Here is a 23,677-nt window from a genome sequence, read left to right as displayed (position 1 = left end):
ATGTGATGTGAGCTTGTGACGAGGGAGCTTGCTCCCGCTGAGCTGCGCAGCAGTCCCGCTCTTTTGGCGGTCGCGGCGCAACCGAGCGGGAGCAAGCTCCCTCGCCACAAGAGCAGCAGTGCAGGGTTTAGGCGAGGTCCACGAGCACGATTTCGCTGTCTTCAATCGCAGTGACCCGCAATATCCGTTCATCTTCAATCGCAACACCGTCTCGAGCTTGTGCGCGCAACCCATTGATTTCTATCAACCCTGTGGCCGGCACAAGATACGCTCGTCGTCCGACGTCCAGCCGGTATTCCGCACTTTCACCTGCCTTGAGATTGGCCGCTACCAGTCGCGCGTCGGCGCGAATCCGCAGGCTCTGGTCGTCGCCGGCCTTGCCACTGGCCAAGGTCACGAAGCCTTCGCGCGAGTCCTTGGGAAACGGTTTGGCGCCCCACGACGGTGCCAGACCTTCTTCGTTGGGAATGATCCATATCTGGAAAATGCGCGTGGCCGTCGACTCCAGGTTGTACTCGCTGTGGGCGATCCCGGTGCCCGCGCTCATGACTTGTACGTCGCCAGCCTCCGTACGGCCCTTGTTGCCCAGGTTGTCCTGGTGGCTGATCGCGCCTTCGCGCACATAGGTGATGATTTCCATATCCCGGTGCGGGTGCTGGGGAAAACCGCTGCCGGGGGCGATGACATCGTCGTTCCAGACGCGCAGGTTGCCCCAGTGCATGCGTTGCGGGTCGTAATACTCGGCGAACGAAAAATGGTGGTGGGCATCCAGCCAGCCGTGGTTGGCGGCGCCCAACGTGGCGAAGGGTCTGAGTTCGAGCATGTTCGTGTCCTTTTCGCTGAGCGAAAGCGATGGTTGATGGCGCTATTCTCGCGAAGGAACTAATCGATAAAAAGCGTAAAAAACGCGTCAAACCTATCGCCTAACTAGATATGAATTCGTGAGCCTACTTTCACTTCATCGCCTAAACCCATGACTTAAAAGCTTTTGGGTGGAACCTGGCGGAAAATCCAGACACCATAGCCGTCATGGTTCATGAACACGGAGTCCCCAGCGTGTCGCAACACACTCCCGATCTTCCCCCCGAGCTCCTGCCCCTGGCCCAGATGCCGTTGCTCAAGCGCCTGGCCGCCCGGCTCTTCGGCCATGGCCTGACGCGTCTGCGCGCCCAGCACCGAGCGTCTTGGTTGCACGGCCAGGCCGACGGCTTCCGCAGTGGCCATACCGCCGGTTTCGACTATGGCTATAAGGAAGGCAGGGCCGAAGGGCTCGAGGAAGGCCGCCAGGTCTTGTTGATCCGTGATTCGCGCAGCACAGAGCATCCGGCACCGCAGGTGGATGATTTGCTGTTCGATGACTGGCGCCTGCCGCTGACCACCGAGTTGAAGAAACGTATCAAGGCCGACGTGGCCCGATTGCTGCCGGCGCATGCGCAACCGAGTGCCACGCAATGGAAGATGATTTTCAGCGATACGCCGTCTACCTCGGTGGTCGCCGGGGCGGGTGCGGGTAAGTCGACGACCCTGGTGCTAAGGATTGTGTTGCTGTCCCACTACCTGGGCTTCGAACTGGACTCAATGACCGTGGTGACGTTTACCCGGGAATCGCGCAAGGACTTCATCCAGAAATTGATCGAGGTGTTTGCCCTGTGGGGGCGAACCGTCAGCCTCAAGGAAGCACGTGATCTGGTGCGCACCTTCCATTCGCGTATCTTGCCCATGGTCCGCAGCCTGCCCGGGTTCGAGCGGCTCCAGGCCTTCGAGACCCTGAGTCATCGCGCCGAAGCGGACGACGACGCCCAAGGCAATCCCTTTGAGTTACGCATCAACGATGTCCAGCGTCAGCAACTCAACGCCTGTTATTACAACCTTTACCAGCGAGATGCGCGTTTCCGTGAGCTGATCCAACCGTTGTCCCGCCATGCCCTGCAACTCAAGGAGCTGGAGCGCGATCACCCGGATGTGCAAAAACGCGTGGCCGTGACCGAACTGGCGGCCCAGCGCGACGAAGAATTGTGCGATGCCGTCGAAGACCTGTGGTTTCACGCCGGTGCCTGGCCAATCAAGGGGATCGAGCCAAAACGACAAACGTTCGAAATCAATGGTTCGACATTCCACTGCCATGGCTACGCGCCCTCACTGGATGCCTGGGTGATGCTGGGTTTCGATCCGCGGGAAGACGCCCGGCTCAGTCGTCCGGGTGCCAAGTTGAGTATCCGCGCGGAGTGGGCGGTAAAGCGCACCTTGTTTCAAGCTTTCTGCCGTAAGCCACTGATATGGCTTGAAAGTTACGAAGCATCAAAACGTGTGGTGGCATCCATGGCCGGCGATGCCAGTGCCGGCCCCGGGTTCGACTACAAGGTCAAGGGTGAACTGGGTTCGGCGCCATTGTTGGACTGTTTTGTCGCGGCGGCGGGCTTTATCGAGAACCTTGGCCTGGACGTCCCGGACGCCGTGGGCCGGATGGCCTTTGCCCAGGATGACCCCGATCGGTATTTCTTCGAGGCGCTGAGCCGTTACTGGCGGGCATTCGAAGACCATTTGCTCGATCAATCGCCGCCGATCATGACCTATAACCGTATGTTCGCCCTGTTCAGCGAACACTCGCCGGAAAATTTCAAGTTGCTGGGTGATGCCTTGCTCAGGCCGCTTTCGCACCTGATGATCGACGAGTTCCAGGACGTATCGCCGCAGATCGTCTCCTGGCTTCGCGCCAGTCTTCGGGAGGTCCGCAGCCGTGGTCCTGCGCTGCACGTGGGGCGCGGTGCCCAGCGTTCGTCCTTGTTGTGTGTCGGGGACGATTGGCAATCGATCTATGGCTGGCGCGGCAGTTCGCCGAGCTACTTCATGGCATTCAACAAGCAATTCCCGTCACCGGCGACAACTCGGGTGATGCTTACCGACAACTACCGCAGCCACCAACACATCATCGACGCGGCCGAGCACATCGTGCGTGCCGCTGCGGCTATCCCAGGCAAAAAAGCCAAGGCCAGTGGCGTGCCCCGATCACTGAGCCCGGTCAATGTGCTGGATCGAGACGACGAAGGGCTGGCCCTGCGACTGGAGGAGCACTATCGCAAGGGTGACTCCATCTTGATGCTGTATCGAAAAAGTAGCGATAAGCTAATGATAGAAAAGCATATTCAGCCAACAGTTAATGTCGATTCTAGCTTGCCGTACGACGCCCGGCGGCTCAGGCAAATGACCTACCACAGCGCCAAGGGGCTCCAGGCGGATGCGGTGTTCTTATTGGGCGACTGCCAGCACCTGAGCAGTTCGCCCTACAAGAATCAGGTCTATCGCATGGCCGGGTTAGGTCAGGATGGAGACGCCGAACCCTACGACACGGCGCAAAAAGACGAAATCCTGCGCTTGGCGTATGTGGGCATCACCCGCGCCGTGCAGCATTGTTATTGGTATGTCGATGGCCAGGATGGTCAGGCGGCCAATGCGCCTAAGGCTTCAGATCGTATTGCAGCGGACAAGCCCTTTTTCGCTGACCACCGTCGTGCCCGCAAAGGATGAAGCTGTGGCAAAAGCGTATTAAGAGGCCATAGAAAAACGGCGCCTTCCCTGGAGAGGAAGGCGCCGCTGTCAAATGATAAGCACTGTTCCCTGTCAGGAAGCGAACCGCCGCAACCCTACCGGTGGCACAAACGCTTCCAGCTCGGCCTCCACGGCCTCGATTATTCGTTCCACATCCGGCGCATTCATCACTGTCGCGCAGGGGATCCCCGCAATGGCAATCATCGTCTCGCCGCTGGCACGGTCAAATAGCCGGGCAACCATACTGCCAGGCGCATCCATGCTCGCTTCGAATCCCATGGGATGGAAGTGCCAGCGCATCAACTGGCAAGCGTTGGGGAACGTAACCTTGCTGAAAGATCCTTTATTCATGTGTTGCCCACCTTCTTCAATCGAGCGCTTCCTTTTGCTCATGTCAGGAAGGAAGAGCCATCATGGCTCTACCAGTGAGAACTAAAAATAGCACCTGAAAATGAACCTCATGTGGATTTTTTCAGTCCGTTTTGCGATTGGTTCACTTTTTTTGATTTGGATCATGACTTAAGCGGCGCTGCTCAGAATGCCACTACGCTTGGTCGGGCGTGTCCTCCACTTCGTTCAACCGCTCTGGCACGCGGCATCTCAAGGCGATGACCACGGCCAGGACCGCCATCGCCAGGGCGGCGGCGAAGGTGGTGTGCAGGCCGTTCGTCACGGCTTCGGGACTGGCGCGAGTGATGTCATTCGTCGCCGCTGCGCTCGCAAACACCGCGCCGAGCACGCAGGCTCCAGTGAAGAAACCCAGGTTGCGCGACAGGTTGAGCAGCCCGGCGATGACACCTCGCCTTTGGGCGGCCACATCGGCCATGACGGCCGTGTTGTTGGCGGTCTGGAAAAACGCGTAGCCCAGGGTTGTTACCACGATGGCGCTGATGTAGCCGGCGATGCCAAGGGCAGGGGGAACCAGTGACAGCATCAGGCAGCCGAGGGCCATGGTCGCCAGGCCGGCGAACCGCATGGGTTGCGCGCCGAACCGACCCGCCAGGCGTCCGGCAGGCACCCCGGCCAGCGCCGCGACGGTCGGCCCTGCCGCCAGCGTCAACCCGACGAAGGTCGCTGGTAGCCCGAGGGCGATGGACAAGTAAAAAGGCCCGACCAGTAGTGTCGCCATCATGATCGTTGCGACCAGGGCGCTCGTCGCCAGGCCCGAGACCAATGACTTGTCGCGAAACACGGCCAAGGGAATCAGCGGCGACACGGCCCGGGACTGGACCCGAACGAACAGCGCGCCGCCCACCAGCGCGGCCAGTAGCAGCGCAATGTTCAACCCGCCAAAGCTCCCGCGCCCGGCGGTCATGGCCAAGGCATAGGCGGCGAGCGTCAACGCCAACAGCACCGTGCCGGTGATATCGAAACGAATCGTTTCCGCTTTCGGCGGCACTTGCCGCACCGGTAGCGAGTACCACGCCAGCCATAACGTCAGCAGGCCGAGAGGGATGTTGACCAGGAACAAGGCCTGCCAGCCGAACCCACTGATCAGCAGGCCGCCAAAGGAAGGGCCAAGGGCCGTGCCCACCGCCGACAGCGTTGCCAGCAGCCCCATGGCGCTGGCGGTTTTTTCCTGGGCGACCGTTTCGCCGACCAGGGCCAGGGTCAACGTCATCATGATGGCGGCCCCCAGGCCCTGCAGCGCCCGGCCTGCAATCAGCAGCCAAAGCGAAGGCGCCAGGCCGCAAAGCAGCGAGGCCAAGGTGAACAAGGCGATGCCGGCCAACAGGAGCTTGCGACGGCCCATCAGGTCACCCAAGCGGCCGACGCTGACAATCAGCGTGGTCATGGCGAGCAGATAAGCCAACACCACCCATTGGACCTGCTGGAAGGAGGTATCGAGGGCCTGGGCCAGCGTCGGCAGCGCCACGGCGGCCACACTGGCGCCCAGGGAGGCCAACAGCGTCGAGAGTGCAAGGCTGGCCAGGGCCCAACGAGGTGAAGAGAACCGGCTCGCGGTTGCCGGCCGGCTGGGTTGCGTGTGGATGGGTTTCATCGTCTCACCTGTATCCGTGGCGCTCGAAATGGCGCTGTCGGAACGTTACAACCAGGCATAACATGGCGGAAGACGCAGCGTTTGCAGGTTATAGCTGCGCCAGACGCCATCTATTCAATCGAGCCTTCGCCATGTCTTCGCCTGATCTCAATCTACTCGTCACCCTCGATGTGCTGCTCTCGGAAGGCAGCGTGGCCCGCGCCGCCAGGCGGCTGCGGCTCAGTCCATCGGCCATGAGCCGGGCACTGGCGCGATTGCGGGAAACCACCGGTGACCCGCTGTTGGTTCGGGCCGGGCGCGGGCTGGTGCCGACACCCCGTGCGCTGGAGTTGCGTGAACAGGTCAGTCAGTTGGTGCAGCAGGCTCAGGCGGTACTGCGCCCGGTGACGACGCCGGATCTTGGACGCTTGAGCCGTACCTTCACGTTGCGCACCCGCGAGGGGTTCGTGGAAAACTTTGCCATCGACCTGATCGCCCGTATTCACGAGCAAGCGCCGGGCGTGCGGTTGCGTTTCGTGGAAAAGACCGACCGGGACAGCACCGCGCTTCGCGAAGGCACGGTGGATCTGGAGACCGCCGTCGTGGACAAGGACACCAGCCCGGAGCTGCGAACCCAGGCGTTGTTCAGCGACCGCTTGATTGGCGTGGTGCGCACGGGTCACCCGCTGAGCCATGCGGCGGTGAGCGCCGCCGGCTATGCGGCGGGTGGGCATGTCGGTGTCTCGATGCGCGGGTTGGACCATGGCCTTATCGACCAGGCCCTGGCGGCGCTGAACCTGGCCCGGGACATCGTGACCACCGTGCCGGGTTTCTCCTCGGCGCTGGGGTTGGTTCGCTCCAGTGACCTGATCGCCAGCGTGCCTGAGCGCTACACCACCAGCCTGCGGGTCGGTCTGCACAGTTTCGCGCTGCCGTTCGCGGTGCCAGGGTTCACGATCGCCATGCTCTGGCATCCGCGAATGGACGCCGACCCCGTACATCGCTGGCTTCGAGGCTGTTTGCGAGAAGTGTGCGCAAGTAAACCGTAGAGGTTTAGTAGATATTCATTAATAGCACTTCGCTGGCACTTAGTTGACGAAAGTGCGACGCCGCCGGCTAATGACTAGTTATCGCTATTTAATATTTAAATAGAGTTTTGTCCGACAATCTGCAACTCGGGCAGTTGAGTGCGCGCACTAGCGAGGCAGAAACCTATTGTTTATGGGCACTAAAGGGCAGGCCGTGAAATTGAACGAAAAAAATTGCTAGACGTTTGATTTCCAATTGTGTCAGGTTTCTTACGTCCTCATTGGGCGAGTGATAGGACGATCTCGCCAGAGATCGTCTGTCTGACTAAATTGTTCCATTTGCAAACAAGGAAGTGTGTTTATGTCGAAAGTCAAAAACAGCGCTATCGATTCTGCCGAACAACTGCTCTGGGCTCCGCAACTGGCGGCTCCCAGTAATGCGTTCAACCAGATCAATAGTTTCAGCCACCAATACGACCGCGGCGGTAACCTGACCGTCAACGGCAAACCGTCGTACTCCGTCGACGAGGCGGCCACGCAGTTGTTGCGCGACGGCGCGGCTTACCAGGACCGGGACGGCAGCGGCAAGATCGAGCTGACCTATACCTTCCTGACGTCTGCCTCTTCCAGCACCATGAACAAACATGGGATCAGCGGCTTCAGCCAGTTCAGCGCCCAGCAGAAAGGCCAGGCCGCCCTGGCGATGCAATCCTGGGCGGACGTGGCCAATGTCACCTTCACCGAGAAAGCCAGCGGTGGCGACGGTCACATGACCTTCGGCAACTACAGCGGCGGCCAGGACGGCGCGGCGGCGTTCGCTTATCTGCCGGGGACCGGCGCTGGCTATGACGGTACGTCCTGGTATTTGATCAACAGCAGCTACACCCAGAACAAGAACCCGGACCTGAACAACTACGGCCGCCAGACCCTGACCCACGAAATCGGTCACACCCTCGGCCTGGCCCACCCGGGCGACTACAACGCCGGCGAAGGCAGCCCGACCTACGATGACGCCACCTATGGCCAGGACACCCGTGGCTACAGCGTCATGAGCTACTGGAGCGAAAGCAATACCGACCAGAACTTCAGCAAGGGCGGCGTCGAAGCCTACGCCTCAGGTCCGCTGATGGATGACATCGCGGCGATCCAGAAGCTCTACGGCGCCAACACCACGACCCGTACCGGCGACTCGACCTACGGTTTCAACTCCAACACCGGTCGCGATTTTCTCAGTGCCTCTTCGTCGTCGGACAAAGTGGTGTTTTCGGTATGGGACGCGGGCGGCCGCGATACCCTGGATTTCTCCGGGTTCACCCAGAACCAGAAGATCAACCTCAATGACGCCTCGTTCTCTGATGTGGGTGGCATGGTGGGTAACGTGTCCATCGCCAAGGGCGCCGTCATCGAAAATGCCATCGGCGGCTCGGGCAGCGACCTGTTGATCGGCAACTCGGTGGCCAACGAGCTCAAGGGCGGTGCCGGCAACGATATCCTGTGGGGCGCCGGTGGTGCGGACAAGCTCTGGGGCGGTTCGGGTTCGGACACCTTCGTGTTCGCCGCCAGTTCCGATTCGCGGCCAGGGGCAACCGACCAGATCCTCGATTTCGTCAGCGGCCTGGACAAGATCGACCTGACCGGTATCACCAAGGGCGCGGGCCTGCATTTCGTCAGTGCCTTCACCGGGGCGGCGGGCGATGCGGTGCTGTCGACGTCGGGTGGCAACAGCCTGCTGTCGGTGGACTTCTCCGGGCACGGCGTGGCTGACTTCTTGGTCAGCACCGTTGGCCAGGCGGCGGCCTCGGATATCGTGGCGTAAGGCTAACCCCCTGTAGGCGCTGCCGCAGGCTGCGATCTTTCAAGTGGTAGGAGAAAGATCGCAGCCTCGCTTCGCGCGACGCGCCTGCAGGACCCCGGCCAGGATCAAGCGAATGCGTAGAAAATCGATGCCCTGTAGCGTTCAGGCAACCGTCGGGTTGCTCGCTACGCTGATGATGTTTTGTGGAGAAGTCGCCATGGCACGCAGCCTGTTGTTAGCAGAACCCTCGCAGTTGGCCGGCCAATGGCTGGCCGTTTTGTCGAGCCCGCAGGACACCGCGCAAAGCCAGGCGATGCAGGACAAACCGTCCAACACTTGCCTTGTCGAGCTCAAGGCAGACCAGACCCTCGGTGGGCAAACCGAGTGCCTGGGGCACTGGTTGGGGGATGAGCCGGTTCGTTGGTTTACCGAGCCCGACGGTCTTTCCCTGATCGGCAAGCAAGACTCCAGGACGCACCTGGGGTTGCGTCAGGAACATCATTACCAAATCACCTTGAAGTCCGGTTTGATACTTAGGCTTGAACGGAATAAGTCCCAGAGTGCTCATTAACGAGTTAGTACAGTTGCGCAATGATTGAAACACGCTTGTTCAAACAGGTGTGCGTGTCGGTGCGGACCGAATAAAGATTCAAAGATTGGTCAGTTGAACTAACGGCCAGTTCGCTGGCAAAGCCAACAACAAGGAAGGTTCATGAACAAGGCAAGGAGCGCTGCCTCGGCGCCGCTGTTTAAAGCGCTGGGCGATTATAAAAGTATTCTGATCAGTGTCGGTTGTTTTACCGCGCTGATTAACGTCCTGATGCTCGCGCCTTCGATTTATATGCTGCAAGTGTATGACCGCGGGCTGTCATCACAGAACGAAACCACCCTGGTGATGTTGTCGCTGATGGTAGTGGGTTTCTTTGTGTTCATCGGGCTGCTGGAAATGGTACGCAGCTTCGTGGTCATCCGCATCGGCAGCCAGTTGGAAAGACGCTTCAACCTTCAGGTGTACCGGGCCGCGTTCGAGCGCAATCTGCGCCAGGGTGAAGGCAACGCCGGGCAATCCCTGGGCGACCTCACGCATATTCGCCAATTTCTCACCGGCCCGGCGCTGTTCGCGTTCTTCGACGCGCCATGGTTTCCCGTCTATCTGCTGGTGATCTACCTGTTCAACGTGTGGCTCGGCGTGTTTGCCTCCGTCGGCACGCTGTTGTTGATCGGCTTGGCATGCCTGAACGAGGCCATGACCAAAAAAGCCTTGGGGCAGGCCAGCGTCTACTCGCAACAGTCCAGCCAATTGGCCACCAGCCATTTGCACAACGCCGAAACGATCCAGGCCATGGGCATGCTTGCGGCGCTGCGCGGCCGCTGGTTTGCCGTGCACTCACGCTTTCTCGGCCTGCAAAACCAGGCCAGCGATACTGGCGCGGTGATCAGTTCGCTGAGCAAGACCCTGCGTCTGTGCCTGCAATCACTGGTGCTTGGCTTGGGTGCATTGTTGGTGATCAAGGGCGACATGACCGCCGGGATGATGATTGCCGGGTCGATCCTGATGGGACGGGTGTTGAGCCCCATCGACCAATTGATTGCCGTGTGGAGGCAGTGGAGCGGCGCCAAGCTGGCTTACCGCCGTCTCGATGCTCTGTTGCAGGCGTTTGCGCCCCAGGACGACGGCATGACACTGCCCGCGCCCAAAGGCCAAGTGAGCTTTGAACAGGTGAGTGCCGGCCCACCGGGGCAACGCAACGCGACATTGCAGCAGGTCAGCTTCAGCCTGGCCGCCGGGGACGTGCTGGGCGTGCTGGGGGCGTCCGGTTCCGGCAAATCCACTCTGGCCCGGGTCTTGGTGGGCGTGTGGCCGACCCTCGCCGGGACGGTGCGCCTCGACGGGGCTGACATTCATCGCTGGAATCGCGACCAACTCGGCCCCTACATCGGCTATCTGCCTCAGGACATCGAACTGTTCAGCGGCAGCATCGCCGAGAACATCGCCCGGTTTCGCGATGCCGATCCGCAGAAAGTCGTCGCCGCCGCGCAACAGGCCGGGGTTCATGAGCTGATTCTGCGCCTGCCCCAGGGCTATGACACCGTGCTGGGGGAGGACGGCGGTGGATTGTCCGGCGGGCAGAAGCAACGGGTTGCGCTGGCCCGGGCGATGTACGACCGACCGAGCCTGGTGGTGCTCGACGAGCCCAACTCCAATCTCGACACGGTTGGCGAGGCCGCGCTCGCCGGTGCCATTGCGCAGATGAAGGCCCAGGGCACCAGCGTCGTGCTGGTCACCCATCGCTCCTCGGCGCTGGCCCAGGCCGACAAACTGCTGGTGCTCAACGAAGGCCGGCTCCAGGCTTTCGGGCCTAGTCAGGAAGTACTGCGGGCGCTGTCCGGCCAATCGGAGACACCACAACGGGACCGTCCCCAGGCAACCCCCAACGGGCTGAGCATGAGTCGCCAGTACCAAGCTGCCAACAAACCGGGTGGCGCATGAGCAAGGAATGCCAGATGAACCTCGAACAGGCTCAAGACGTTGAACGTCCGGAGCGCGACGCCCGTTTCTTCACCCGTATGGGCTGGGTGCTGGCGCTGGTGGGCGCCGGCAGTTTTTTCACCTGGGCCAGCCTGGCGCCGTTGGACCAAGGTATCCCCGTGCAAGGCACCGTGGTGGTTTCAGGCAAGCGCAAGGCGGTGCAATCGATGAGCAGCGGCGTGGTCAGCCGGATCCTGGTGCGCGAAGGCGAGGCGGTGAAGCAGGGCCAGCCGCTGTTCCGCCTGGACCAGACCCAGGCGGCCGCCGATGTGCAATCGCTGCAGGCCCAGTACCGGATGACCTGGGCCAGCCTGGCACGCTGGCAAAGCGAGCGGGACAACCTGTTGCAGGTGAGTTTCCCGGCGGAGCTGAGTCGCGATCCCGATCCACGCCTGGCCCTGGTGCTTGAAGGCCAGCGGCAACTGTTTAGCAGTCGCCGCGAAGCCTTCGCCCGGGAGCAGGCGGCGTTGCGCGCCAGCATCGAGGGCGCCACGGCGCAATTGGCCGGCATGCGTCGGGCCCGCGGCGACTTGACCGCCCAGGCCGAATCCCTGCGTCTGCAACTGGGCAACCTGCAGCCCTTGGCGGACAACGGCTACATCCCGCGCAACCGCCTGCTGGACTATCAGCGCCAGTTGTCGCAGGTGCAGCAGGAACTGGCGCAGAACAGCGGCGAAAGCGGGCGGGTGGAGCAGGGGATCGTCGAGTCGCGCCTGAAGTTGCAGCAGCACAACGAGGAATACCAGAAAGAAGTGCGCAGTCAGTTGGCCGACGCCCAGCTCAAGAGCGAAACCCTGCAACAGCAACTGAAATCCGCAGGGTTCGAGTTACAACACAGCGAAATCCTCGCCACCGCCGACGGCATCGCCGTGAACCTGGGCGTGCACACCGAAGGCGCAGTGGTGCGCCAGGGCGACACCTTGCTGGAAATCGTCCCCCAGGGCACGCGACTGGAGGTGGAAGGGCACCTACCGGTGCACCTGATCGACAAGGTCGGCCCGCATTTGCCGGTGGACATCCTGTTTACCGCCTTCAACCAGAACCGTACGCCGCGGGTGCCGGGGGAAGTCAGCCTGATTTCCGCCGACCAGATGCTCGATGAGAAGACCGGCGCGCCGTATTACGTGCTGCGCAGCAGCGTCAGCGACGTGGCGATGGACAAGCTCAACGGTCTGGTGATCAAGCCCGGCATGCCGGCCGAAATGTTCGTACGTACCGGCGAGCGCTCGTTGCTCAACTACCTGTTCAAACCGCTGCTCGACCGAGCCGGCTCTGCGTTGACCGAAGAATAAGGATGTCTGGCGGTATGAAGCGTTTCTATTGGATGGCCGTGCTGGCCGTTTCCGTGTGCGGCAACGCCTGGGCCATGGGGCCCTTCGAGTTCTACGAGCAGGCCCTGCGCAATGACCCTATCTACCTGGGCGCGATCAAGGAGCGCGATGCGGGCCTGGAGAACCGCGCCATTGGCCGTGCCGGGCTGTTGCCGCACTTGGGCTACAGCTACAACAAGGGCCGCAACCAATCCAAGGTCACCTACCTCAATGACCGTGGCGCCAGCCAGCATGACGATCGCAACTACAGCAGCTACGGCTCCAGCCTGACGTTGCAACAACCCTTGCTGGACTACGAAGCGTACGCGGCCTACCGAAAGGGCGTGGCCCAGGCATTGTTCGCCGACGAAAGTTTTCGGGACAAGAGCCAGGCGCTGTTGGTGCGGGTGCTGAGTCAGTACACCCAGGCACTGTTCGCCCAGGACCAGATCGACATTGCCCAGGCCAAGAAAAAGGCGTTCGAGCAGCAATTCCAGCAGAACGAGCAACTGTTTCGCCAGGGCGAAGGCACGCGCACCGACATCCTCGAGGCGCAGGCGCGCTATGAGCTGGCAATCGCCGAAGAAATCGAGGCGCGGGATGAGCAGGACGCCGCCTTGCGTGAGCTCGGCTCGCTGATAGGCGTCCCGGCCTTGGATATCGGCGACCTGGCGCCTTTGCACGACACCTTCCAGACCTTTGCCTTGCAGCCGGCCAGTTTCGACACCTGGCACGAACTGGCGGTGAGCAATAACCCCAGCCTGGCGTCCCAGCGCCAGGCGGTGGATGTGGCGCGCTTCGAGGTCGAACGCAACCGCGCCGGACACCTGCCCAAGGTCAGTGCCTACGCAACAATGCGCCAGAACGAATCGGAAAGTGGCAACACCTACAACCAGCGCTACGACACCAACACCATCGGCCTGGAAGTCAGCGTGCCGCTGTATGCCGGCGGCGGTGTCTCGGCGTCGACCCGCCAGGCCAGCCGCAACATGGAACAGGCCGAGTACGAGCTGGAGGCCAAGACCCGCGAGACGCTGATCGAACTGCGCCGTCAGTTCAGCGCCTGCGTGTCGGGGATGAACAAACTGCGCGCCTACCAGAAAGCCCTCAGCTCCGCCGAAGCGCTGGTGGTATCGACCCGGCAAAGCATCCTCGGCGGCGAGCGGGTCAACCTCGACGCGCTCAATGCCGAGCAACAGCTCTATACCACTCGCCGCGATCTGGCCCAGGCCCGCTACGACTACCTCATGGCCTGGACCAAGTTGCATTACTACGCCGGCACCCTCGGCCCGCAGGACCTGGCGAAGGTGGATGAGGCGTTTGTGTCCCGGGCGCCCATTCAATGAGCTGTGGCGAGGGGGCTTGCTCCCGCTCGAGTGCGGAGCGCTCGCAGGCTTTTTTGGGGCCGCTGCGCAGCCCAGCGGGAGCAAGCTCCCTCGCCACAGAAGCCAAGCAAACACAGGATTTTTGCAACAACTAAGGATGGTTCGTGATGAAAATCGATAACAAAAAACACCCCAGGCCGGCAGGCCGGCTGTTCCTGCTCAAGGCTCTCAATCACGCCATGCTCTGCGCACTGGCGACCTTGGGCACGGCCCAGGCGGCGCCTTATGTCGAGAGCGGCAGGGCGGGTGACCCGGACAGCTGGCGCAGCGGCGAATTCAACGCCGAATGGGGGCTGGGTGCGATCAACGCGCAGCAGGCCTACGCCGCCGGCTACACCGGCAAGGGCGTCAAGCTGGGGATCTTCGACCAGCCGGTCTACGCGGCCCACCCGGAGTTCTCCGGCACCGGCAAAGTCGTGACCTTGGTTACCAGCGGCATTCGTGAATACACCGATCCCTACATCCCGGTAAAGGCCGGTGATCCATTCCGCTACGACGGTTCACCCACCGTCGGCTCGGACGGTAAGCTGGGGTCCCATGGCACCCATGTCGGCGGGATCGCCGCCGGCAGCCGCGACGGCAGCCCGATGCACGGCGTGGCGTTCGATGCGCAGATCATCAGCGCTGACAACGGCGACCCGGGGCCCGAAGACGGTATCATTCGCGGCAACGATGGCGCGGTGTACAAGGCCGGTTGGGACGCGCTGATCGCCAGCGGCGCACGGATCATCAACAACAGCTGGGGCATTGGTATCACCGACCGCTTCGACCAGGGCGGTCGCGATCCGGCGTTCCCGCACTTCACCGTGCAGGATGCGCAACTGCAATTCGATCAGATCAAACCGCTGTTGGGCACCAAGCCCGGCGGCGCCTACGAGGGGGCCATCGCCGCGGCCCGCAGCGGGATCGTGACGATCTTCGCCGCAGGCAACGACTACAACCTCAATAATCCCGATGCCATCGCGGGCCTGGCGTACTTCGTCCCGGACATCGCGCCGAACTGGCTCACCGTGGCGGCGCTGCAGGTCAACCCGGACAGCGCCAGCGCCGATCCGTACACCATCAGTACCTTCTCGTCGCGCTGCGGCTACACCGCCAGTTTCTGCGTGTCGGCACCGGGCACCCGGGTCTACAGCGCGGTGATCGGCGGTACCCGTGCCGACGACCTGACCGTGGGCTACGCCAACAAGAGCGGCACGTCCATGGCCGCGCCCCATGTCGCCGGCAGCGTGGCGGTGTTGATGGAGCGTTTCCCCTATATGACCGGCGCCCAGGTCGCGAGCGTGCTGCGTACCACCGCCACCGACATGGGCGCGCCGGGCGTCGATTCGTTGTACGGCTGGGGCATGATCAACCTCGGCAAGGCCATCGACGGTCCGTCGATGCTGGTGACCGAACAGGACATCCCCGCGGAGTTTCGCATCGATGGTGCCTATGGCTCCGGTCAGTTCGTGGCGGACTTGCCGGGCATCGGCGCGATCATCGATGCCGGCAAACCCACGGAACGGGTGTGCAGCGGCATCCAATGTGGCCTGGACGTTTGGCGCAACGACATCGCCGGTCACGGCGGGCTGACCAAGGAAGGCATCGGCACCCTGGTGCTCACCGGCGAAAACACCTACAGCGGGCCGACCCTGGTCAATCAAGGGCGACTGGCGATCAATGGCTCGCTGGCGTCGGCGGTTACCGTCAACGACGGCGGTATCCTCGGCGGCAACGGGCGCATCGCCAGCCTGACCTCCAGCCGCGGCGGCAGCGTGGCGCCGGGCAACTCCATCGGCACTTTGCAAGTGGCCGGCGACGTGACGTTCCAACCCGGTTCGAATTACGCGGTGGAAGTCTCGCCTACCTCCAGTGACCTGATCGTGGCGGGCGGCAAGGCGTCCATTGACGGGGCGACGGTGTCGCTGTCATTGGAAAACAGCCCGACACTGCTGACGGCTGGCGAAGTGCAAAGCCTGCTGGGCAGGCAGTTCAATATCTTGCAGGCCGCCGGTGGCATTGATGGGCGTTTCGCTGAAGTCTTGCCCAACTACGCGTTTCTGGGGGGTGACCTGGCGTACAGCGCCAGCGGCATTCAACTGGCGGTCGAGCGTAACGACGCGTCATTTGCCAGCCTCGGCTTGACGCCCAACCAGCGCTCCGTGGCCACTGCCGCCGAGCAATTGGGCGCTGGCAACGGGTTGTACGAGGCCTTGCTGCTGGCGCCCAGCGCCGCCGTGGCACAGCAGGCGTTCCAGCAGTTGTCTGGTGAAATCCATCCGGCCATCGGCACGCTGCTGATCAATGACAGCCGTCAATTGCGCGACGCCGTGGGTGATCGCCTGCGCCAAGGCGCGCTCTACGACGCCGGTACGCCGACCGATGCCAGCAGCAATGCCTGGTTCAAAGTGCTGGGCGCTTGGGGCAAGAACGAGGGTGGACACGATCAAGCCAGTACCACCAGCTCCATCGGTGGGTTGCTGGCCGGTGTCGATGGCCTGATCGGCGACCAGACACGCCTGGGCGTCGTCACCGGCTACAGCGACAGTTCGTTGAGCATGGGCGATGGCACCCATTCCTCGGCCAAGGCCGACAGCTATCACTTGGGTGTCTATGTGGGGCATGAGATCGACGCGCTGCGCCTGACCGCCGGCGGCGCCCACAGCTGGCATCGCATCGACGTCAAGCGTGACCTGCAATGGGGCGACGTCAGTGGCCGGGAGAAAACCAAGCGCGATGCCCGGACCACCCAGCTCTTCACCGAAGCGGCGTATCGCCTGGACGGGCAAGCGGTGGCCCTGGAACCGTTCGCCAACCTGGCCTATGTGCACCTGGACAGCGACAGTTTCCATGAGAAAGGCGACAACGCGGCCCTGCACGGTGGCGACGACCGTCGCGATGCCGTGCTCTCGACCCTGGGCGTGCGGGCCAGCCACACCCTGGCGCTGTCGGATCAACAGCAACTGCAGCTGTCCGGCTCCCTCGGCTGGCAGCACAACCTGAGCCATACCACGTCCGAACAGGACCTGGCCTTCGCCGGCAGCAGCAACACCTTCGCGGTGCAGAGCGTGTCCATGGACCGTAACGCCGCCGTGGTCGGCGCCCGTGCCGGGCTCGCGGTCGCCAAGGATGTGCGGGTCAACCTGGACTACAACGGCCTGATCGGCTCCCGGGATAAAACCCACGGCGTGGGCCTGACCCTGGATTGGCAGTTCTGACCAAGAAGAAGGGCTGGACATACCCCTGTGGCGAGGGAGCTTGCTCGCGCTGGAGTGCGAAGCGCTCCCCAGGACGGCTGCTACGCACCCGAGCGGGAGCAAGCGCCCTCGCCACAAACTGTACCTCCCGGTTCTAGCATTCCAACAACAAAAAGAGAGCAACAAGCATGGGTATCTACGACTACAAGAACCTCGGCACCACCGAATCCAAGGCACTGGTCAGCGACGCAATGGCGATCATGCTGTACGCCTACCACAACCTCGACCACGGCTTTGCCGCCGGGTACCAGCACAACGGCTTCGGTGCCGGCCTGCCGGCGACCCTGGTCACCGCGCTGCTGGGGGGCACCGATTCCCAAGGGGTGATTCCCGGCGTGCCGTGGAACCCGGATTCGGAAAAACTGGCCCTGGAAGCGGTGCAGAAGGCTGGCTGGACGCCCATCAGCGCCACGCAACTGGGCTACGCCGGCAAGGTGGATGGCCGCGGGACGTTTTTTGGTGAGAAAACCGGCTACACCACCGCGCAGGTCGAGATCCTCGGCAAGTACGACAGCGCGGGTCACCTGCAGGAAATCGGTGTGTCGTTTCGCGGCACCAGCGGCCCTCGGGAAAACCTGATTGGCGATTCCATTGGCGACGTGATCAACGACCTGATGGCCGCCCTGGGGCCCAAGGACTATGCAAAAAACTACGCCGGCGAAGCCTTTGGCAACCTGCTGGGGGACGTCGCCAAGTTTGCCCAGGCCCATGGCCTGACGGGGGCAGACGTGCTGGTCAGCGGTCACAGCCTGGGCGGGCTGGCGGTCAACAGCCTGGCGGACTTGAGCCCCAGCCAATGGTCGGGGTTCTACGCCGATGCCAATTACATCGCCTACGCTTCGCCGACCCAGAGCAGTACCGATAAGGTCTTGAACATCGGTTACGAGAACGATCCGGTGTTCCGCGCCCTGGACGGCTCGACGTTCAACCTCGCGTCGGTGGGCGTGCACGATGGGCAACAGGAGTCGGCCACCAACAACATCGTCAGCTTCAACGACCACTACGCTTCGGCGGCATGGAACGTCTTGCCGTTTTCCATCCTCAACATCCCCACCTGGATTTCCCACCTGCCCAGCGGTTACAGCGATGGCATGGGCCGAATCATGAACTCAGCGTTCTACGACCTTACCGAAAAAGACTCCACCATTATCGTCGCCAACCTCTCAGACCCCGCCCGGGCCAATACCTGGGTGCAGGACCTCAACCGCAACGCTCAAACCCATACCGGCAGCACATTCATCATCGGCAGCGACAGCAACGACCTGATCCAGGGCGGCCAGGGCAACGACTATCTGGAAGGCCGCGCCGGCGACGACACCTTTCGCGATGGCGGTGGTTACAACGTGATACTGGGCGGGCAGGGCAGCAACAGCCTGCAACTGCAGCAGTCGGTGAAGGATTTCAGTTTCGCCCATGACGGGGCTGGGACGCTGTACCTGCGCGATGCCCATGGCGGGATCAGTATCACCCGCGACATCGGCACGCTGGTCAGCAAGGAGTCCGGGTTGTTCTGGGGGCTGCTCAAGGATGAGGTGAGCCACGGCGTCACCGTCAATGGCCTGGTGGCGGGCGGCAACCTGACGGCGTATGCGTCTTCGGTCAAGGGCAGTGCGGCCAACGACACCCTGGTGGCGAGCGCGAAGGGTGACTGGCTGTTCGGCCAGGACGGCAACGACGTGCTGGTGGGCGGCGCGGGTAACGACACCTTCGTCGGCGGTGCGGGCAACGACCTGATGCAATCGGGCGGTGGTAACGACACCTTTCTGTTCAATGGTGCGTTCGGCCAGGATAGGATCAGCGGTTATGAGGCGGGGGACAAGCTGGTGTTCCTCGGTGTACCCGGCGCCGGGGCAGCTCATGACTACAGGGAGCACCTGTCACAGGTGGGCAGTGACACGCTGCTCAAGGTCGGTGACAGTTCCGTGACCCTGGTGGGGGTTGCTATCGGTCAGGTTGGCGGCGAAGGGATCGTGTTCGCCTGAGATCGCTATCGCGAGCAAGCTCGCTCCCACAGTGGTTCACAGGTGTACGCAGGATTTGTGTTCACCACCGAACTTTGTGGGAGCGGGCTTGCTCGCGAAGGGGTCTGAACATTCAACATCATTGCAAACTGACCCACCGCTATCGCGAGCAGGCTCGCTCCCACAGTGGTTCACAGGTGTACGCAGGATTTGTGTTCACCACCGGACTTTGTGGGAGCGAGCTTGCTCGCGATGGCCGCCCGCCAGGCGAGTGACTGGAAATCAGTCTTCCTTGCGAATGGTTGCCACATCATCGGCGCGGACCCGGACTTTCCTGCCGGAAATATCCTCGAATTCGTAGAAGCCGTCGGCGGTACGGGTGTTAGGGGTGTCCTTGGTCAAATACTGGGTACCGTTTTGCAAGGTCACTACCGTGGGCGACGCGCAGCCAGCCAGAGCCATAAATGCCACGGCGACCAGGGGTACGCCCAGAAACCTGATGTTCATAACCATAACCTCTCAATCAAAAGGACACGGAGCAACTGATTCGACCGCGCCATCACATTAGCTAACCGCCATTGGTCTCGCTTGCCGTAGGAAAGTTCATCGCTAGGTGAAGGATTTCACCTTAAATATAGGAGACCGTTCATCTTTTGCGGTTGCCTGAGCGGTTTACAGCTGTTATCTGTATGCATAACCAGTACCTCCGACACCCTTGGCGTTTCTTCCCGTGGCAACCCGTTCTCTCGACGATCCGTATTACTACCTGAACAACTTCCAGCAAGTGCTCGCGTGGTTGAGCCAGCGTTATGCGGACGTGCTCAGCCACGAAGAGCAGCGCTTCATCGGCGCTTTCGCAGCGCTGCCCCGTGCCTCCCAAGGCTTGTTGGTGCGGATGGTGATGCGCAAGGGGCTGCGGTTTCGTCATAGTAAGCTGAGTTACCCGGAAATCGGCGACATTGGCGCCGCCGTCGCGCCGCTATTGGTCTTGGGATGGGTCGAGGAACAGGCCCCCATCGGGCTCGTTGAACTGTTCGACGTGCTGCTCAAGGCGGAAATCCTTCTATGCCTGGGTCACCTGATCGAACAGCCCAAGGCGAAAAAGGCCGAATGGCTCCAGGCCCTGGATAATCACCCCAGCCCGCTCCAGCCTTTTCGCACCTGGTGTCCGCAGCTTGACGAGCGCCTGTACAGCCTGACGATCATGCCTCTGTGCGACAGGCTGCGCTTGATGTTCTTTGGCAACCTCTACCAGGATTGGTCGGAATTCGTCCTGGCGGACCTGGGCATCTTCACCTACGAAACCGTTGAGTTCAGCGCCGAGTCACGGGGCTTGCGCAGTCGCGAAGACGTCGATGCCTGTCTGTTCCTGCACGACTGCCAGCAGCGCTTCGAAGCCGGCGAGCCCCTGGAAGATATCGTCGCCCAGGTCAACGAACTGTCCTTGGAGAATCCGTGGCTGGAGCGACGCCGGGGCAAGTTGTTGTTCCAGATCGGCCAGCATGGCGAGCGTATCGGCGATTTCGCCTTGGCCTTGTGCATCTACCGCGATTGCACCTACCCGGGCGCGCGGCTGCGGATGGTCCGGGTATTGGAGCGAATCGGCGAGTATGCCCTGGCCCTTGAACTGGGCGAGGCGGCGGCGCAGACACCACAGAGCGCTGCCGAAACCCAGGCCTTGCTTCGGATCGTGCCTCGCTTGCGGCGCAAGCTGGGCGGCCCGCCAGTGCCACGGGGCATGGCCCGGGAAGTGGAGCGCCTGGAACTGCATCTGCCGCGCGTCGAGCCGGGCCTGTCGGTGGAATACCACGTCCAGGCCCACCTGCACGATGAAACCGCGCCGGTGCATTACGTCGAAAACAGCCTGATCAATTCACTGTTCGGCCTGCTGTGCTGGCCGGCGATCTTCGCGCCGTTGCCGGGCGCGTTTTTCCACCCGTTCCAGCGCGGGCCGGTCGACCTGCTCAATGAAGATTTCCACGCCCGCCGCGCCGAGTTGTTCGCGGCCTGCCTGGCGGAGTTGGACGATGGCCGCTACCGGCAGACCATCGGGCGTCGTTACATTGAAAAGTGGGGCGTGCAATCGCCTTTCGTGTTCTGGGGCGCGTTGTCCGAGCCCTTGCTGGAACAGGCCCTCGATTGCTTGCCGGCCGAGCACCTCAAGCACTGGTTCCAGCGCCTGCTGCTGGACATCAAGGCCAACCGCGCCGGCATGCCGGACCTGATCCAGTTCTGGCCGCAGCACAAGACTTACCGCATGATCGAAGTCAAAGGCCCCGGTGACCGCCTGCAAGACAACCAATTGCGTTGGCTGGAGTTCTGTCACGAGCACCAGATGCCCGTCGCCGTTTGCTATGTGCAATGGGCAGAGTCTGCCATCGCGAGCGAGCTCGCTCCCGCAGAAGACGAGCCACCCCAGATCATCTATGGGAGCGAGCTTGCTCGCGATGGGCGCACATGAGCCCGACACCCGGCTACAGCATCGCCGTGCGGGCGCTGTGTGAATTCACCGCCAAGGTGGGCGACCTTGACCTGCGCTTCACCCCCTCGCCGACAGCCCTGGAAGGCATCGCCGGCCATCGCACCGTCGCCTCGCGGCGCACCGAGGGTTATCAGGCTGAAGTGGCCCTCGAAGGTCACTGGCAAACATTGACGGTCAAAGGCCGGGCCGACGGCTACGACCCGGTCCGCCAGTGCCTTGAAGAGGTGAAGACCTATCGGGGCGACCTGAGCAAGCAGCCGACCAACCATCGCCAGTTGCATTGGGCCCAGGCGAAAATCTATGGCTGGCTGATGTGCCAAAAGCTGCAGTTGCCGCACATCGACGTGGCGCTAGTGTATTTCGACATCGTCAGCGAAAAGGAAACCTGCCTCACCCAACGCTTCGAGGCGGCCCAGTTGCAAACCTTCTTCGAAGCACAATGCGCGCTGTTCCTGGCCTGGGCCGAGCAGGAAATGGCCCATCGGCAGGCGCGTAACCTCGGCGCGCAGGCCCTGGTCTTCCCCCATGCGGGTTTCAGGCCCGGGCAACGGCACTTGGCCGAGTCGGTGTTCAAGGCAATCAGTACCGGCCGCTGCCTGATGGCCCAGGCGCCCACCGGCATCGGCAAGACCGTCGGCACCTTGTTCCCGATGCTCAAGGCGTTGGCGCCCCAGCAACTGGACAAGGTGTACTTTCTCACGGCGAAAACCCCGGGGCGAAAGCTGGCCCTGGACGCGGCACGCGTGATTACCCACAGCGCGCCGTCGATGCCGCTGCGGGTGCTGGAAATGATCGCCCGGGACAAGGCCTGCGAACACCCGGACAACGCCTGCCATGGCGAATCCTGTCCGCTGGCCCGAGGTTTCTATGACCGCCTGCCGGGCGCCCGGGCGGCGGCAAGCAAAGTCTGCTGGCTGGATCAGGCGGCATTGCGCGACATTGCATTGGCCCATGAGGTGTGCCCGTATTACCTCAGCCAGGAAATGGCCCGTTGGGCCGACGTGGTGGTGGCCGACTACAACTATTACTTCGACTTCAGCGCCTTGCTCTTTGGCCTGGCCCAGGCCAATGGCTGGACGGTCGCAACCCTGGTGGACGAGGCCCATAACCTGGTGGAACGCGGGCGGCAGATGTACAGCGCGACCCTTGACCAGGCCACGTTGAGCAGCGTGCGCAAAACCGCCCCCGAACCGCTGAAGAAATCCCTGGAGCGGGTCAATCGCCAGTGGAACGCCTTGCATACGCCCCAGGTAGCGGCCTATCAGGCCTATGAAAAACTGCCGGAAAAGTTGCTCCAGGCCTTGGCCACCTGTACCACCGCCATCGGCGATTACCTCAACGATCACCCCCAGGGCCTGGACAGTGGCTTACAGGCGTTCTACTTCGACGCCTTGCAGTTCGGCCGGGTGGCGGAAGCCTTCGACGAGCACTTTCTGTTCGACATCCACAAGCGCGAACTCGGCCGCCAGCGCAGCCTGTCGACGCTGTGCCTGCGCAACGTGGTGCCGGCCGCGTTCCTGCGGCCCAGGCTGACGGCGGCCCGCAGCACCGTGCTGTTTTCGGCGACCCTGAGCCCTCGACATTACTACGCAGACTTGCTGGGAACGCCGGGCGATACGGTGTGGATCGATGTCGAATCGCCGTTCAAGGCCGAGCAGCTGGACGTACAGGTGGTCAGCCGCATCTCCACGCGCTTTGCCCATCGCCAGGCGTCCCTGGAACCGATTGTCACGTTGATGGCCCGCCAGTTCAGCGAGCGCCCGGGCAACTACCTGGCCTTTTTCAGCAGTTTCGATTACTTGCAGCAAGTGGCCGGGCTGTTTGCCGAGCGGCACCCGCAGATCGCCCTCTGGACGCAATCGCGGGGCATGGGCGAAGCCCCCCGGCAGGCGTTTCTCGAACGATTCATGGAACACAGCCAAGGCATTGGCTTTGCGGTGCTGGGCGGCGCGTTCGGCGAGGGCATCGACTTGCCGGGTTCACGCCTGATCGGTGCGTTCATCGCTACCTTGGGGCTGGCGCAGTTCAACCCGGTCAATGAGCAGATGAAGCAACGCATGGCGGCGATCTTCGGCGATGGCTATGACTACACTTACCTGTATCCCGGCTTGCAGAAGGTCGTACAGGCGGCAGGCCGCGTGATCCGTACCCAACAGGATAGCGGGGTGGTGATGCTGATCGATGATCGGTTCGGCGAGGCCAGGGTGCAGCAGCTATTGCCGCGCTGGTGGTCAGTTACCCAAGAGGCCCACAAATCCCCTTGTGGGAGCGAGCTTGCTCGCGATGGCAGACTGTCAGCCAGCATTGATGCAAACTGACCCACCACTATCGCGAGCAAGCTCGCTCCCATAGGGTGGAAGGCTTGAAGATTTTTCCTGGCACCCGACTTGTTCCATAATCCGTAAAAAATCCACACGGAT

15 protein-coding genes are annotated in these 23,677 nt (G+C 62.1%); 11 read left to right on the top strand and 4 right to left on the bottom strand.

All coding sequences use genetic code 11. From position 1 onward, the window contains the following. Window positions 1-127: 127 nt before the first annotated feature. A complete protein-coding gene (locus J4E53_RS04395; RefSeq protein WP_103308101.1) occupies window positions 128-823 on the bottom strand; it encodes a pirin family protein in 696 nt (231 codons plus the stop codon). Window positions 824-1,056: 233 nt separating this feature from the next. Here J4E53_RS04395 and J4E53_RS04390 point away from each other — a divergent pair, with 233 nt between their 5' ends. Further along, a complete protein-coding gene (locus tag J4E53_RS04390) occupies window positions 1,057-3,525 on the top strand; it encodes a UvrD-helicase domain-containing protein (RefSeq protein ID WP_103308100.1) in 2,469 nt (822 codons plus the stop codon). A gap of 93 nt (window positions 3,526-3,618) precedes the next feature. Here the strand turns inward: J4E53_RS04390 and J4E53_RS04385 are convergent, their stop codons facing one another. Next, window positions 3,619-3,897: a DUF1652 domain-containing protein gene (locus tag J4E53_RS04385; RefSeq protein ID WP_003201764.1), complete on the bottom strand. Its 279-nt coding sequence runs from the start codon at window positions 3,895-3,897 to the stop codon at window positions 3,619-3,621. Between the two features lie 193 nt (window positions 3,898-4,090). Then, entirely contained in the window at window positions 4,091-5,548 is a 1,458-nt protein-coding gene (locus tag J4E53_RS04380; protein ID WP_103308099.1) for an MFS transporter, read from the bottom strand. 131 nt (window positions 5,549-5,679) lie between these two features. On the opposite strand from J4E53_RS04380, the gene J4E53_RS04375 reads away from it, so the two are divergent. The 8 genes from J4E53_RS04375 to J4E53_RS04340 all read left to right on the top strand — a co-directional run bounded on the left by J4E53_RS04375 (window position 5,680) and on the right by J4E53_RS04340 (window position 18,796). After that, window positions 5,680-6,576 (top strand): LysR family transcriptional regulator, encoded by an 897-nt coding sequence (locus J4E53_RS04375; protein ID WP_103308098.1) that lies wholly within the window; start codon window positions 5,680-5,682, stop codon window positions 6,574-6,576. A 340-nt stretch (window positions 6,577-6,916) separates the two neighbouring features. Then, on the top strand, window positions 6,917-8,371 hold the full coding sequence (locus tag J4E53_RS04370) for a serralysin family metalloprotease (protein WP_060742413.1): 1,455 nt from the start codon (window positions 6,917-6,919) through the stop codon (window positions 8,369-8,371). Window positions 8,372-8,498: 127 nt separating this feature from the next. Continuing rightward, a complete protein-coding gene (locus J4E53_RS04365) occupies window positions 8,499-8,921 on the top strand; it encodes an AprI/Inh family metalloprotease inhibitor (protein ID WP_103308114.1) in 423 nt (140 codons plus the stop codon). 141 nt (window positions 8,922-9,062) lie between these two features. Further along, window positions 9,063-10,841: a type I secretion system permease/ATPase gene (locus J4E53_RS04360; protein ID WP_103308097.1), complete on the top strand. Its 1,779-nt coding sequence runs from the start codon at window positions 9,063-9,065 to the stop codon at window positions 10,839-10,841. Further along, on the top strand, window positions 10,838-12,172 hold the full coding sequence (locus tag J4E53_RS04355) for an HlyD family type I secretion periplasmic adaptor subunit (protein WP_060742410.1): 1,335 nt from the start codon (window positions 10,838-10,840) through the stop codon (window positions 12,170-12,172). Before J4E53_RS04360 ends, J4E53_RS04355 begins: the two co-directional genes overlap by 4 nt. A 14-nt stretch (window positions 12,173-12,186) precedes the next feature. Then, complete coding sequence (locus J4E53_RS04350) at window positions 12,187-13,536, top strand: TolC family outer membrane protein (protein WP_060742409.1); 1,350 nt, start codon at window positions 12,187-12,189, stop codon at window positions 13,534-13,536. A 218-nt stretch (window positions 13,537-13,754) separates the two neighbouring features. Continuing rightward, complete coding sequence (locus tag J4E53_RS04345) at window positions 13,755-16,775, top strand: autotransporter domain-containing protein (protein WP_371919203.1); 3,021 nt, start codon at window positions 13,755-13,757, stop codon at window positions 16,773-16,775. 167 nt (window positions 16,776-16,942) lie between these two features. Further along, window positions 16,943-18,796, top strand: a complete 1,854-nt coding sequence (locus tag J4E53_RS04340; RefSeq protein WP_103308095.1) for a polyurethanase — start codon at window positions 16,943-16,945, stop codon at window positions 18,794-18,796. Between the two features lie 261 nt (window positions 18,797-19,057). Here the strand turns inward: J4E53_RS04340 and J4E53_RS04335 are convergent, their stop codons facing one another. After that, window positions 19,058-19,282, bottom strand: a complete 225-nt coding sequence (locus J4E53_RS04335) for a YgdI/YgdR family lipoprotein (RefSeq protein WP_060743223.1) — start codon at window positions 19,280-19,282, stop codon at window positions 19,058-19,060. Between the two features lie 223 nt (window positions 19,283-19,505). On the opposite strand from J4E53_RS04335, the gene J4E53_RS04330 reads away from it, so the two are divergent. Next, entirely contained in the window at window positions 19,506-21,236 is a 1,731-nt protein-coding gene (locus J4E53_RS04330; RefSeq protein WP_103308093.1) for a VRR-NUC domain-containing protein, read from the top strand. Further along, window positions 21,233-23,575, top strand: coding sequence for an ATP-dependent DNA helicase (locus J4E53_RS04325; protein WP_103308092.1), 2,343 nt, complete (start codon window positions 21,233-21,235; stop codon window positions 23,573-23,575). The genes J4E53_RS04330 and J4E53_RS04325 overlap by 4 nt, the downstream gene beginning before the upstream one ends. Window positions 23,576-23,677: the final 102 nt, after the last annotated feature.

The sequence above is a fragment of the Pseudomonas sp. FW305-28 genome (assembly GCF_017351395.1).
GTDB lineage: Bacteria > Pseudomonadota > Gammaproteobacteria > Pseudomonadales > Pseudomonadaceae > Aquipseudomonas > Aquipseudomonas fluorescens_AA.
Note: the sequence above shows the minus strand (reverse complement) of the source record. Positions and strands in the feature narration are given on the sequence as shown.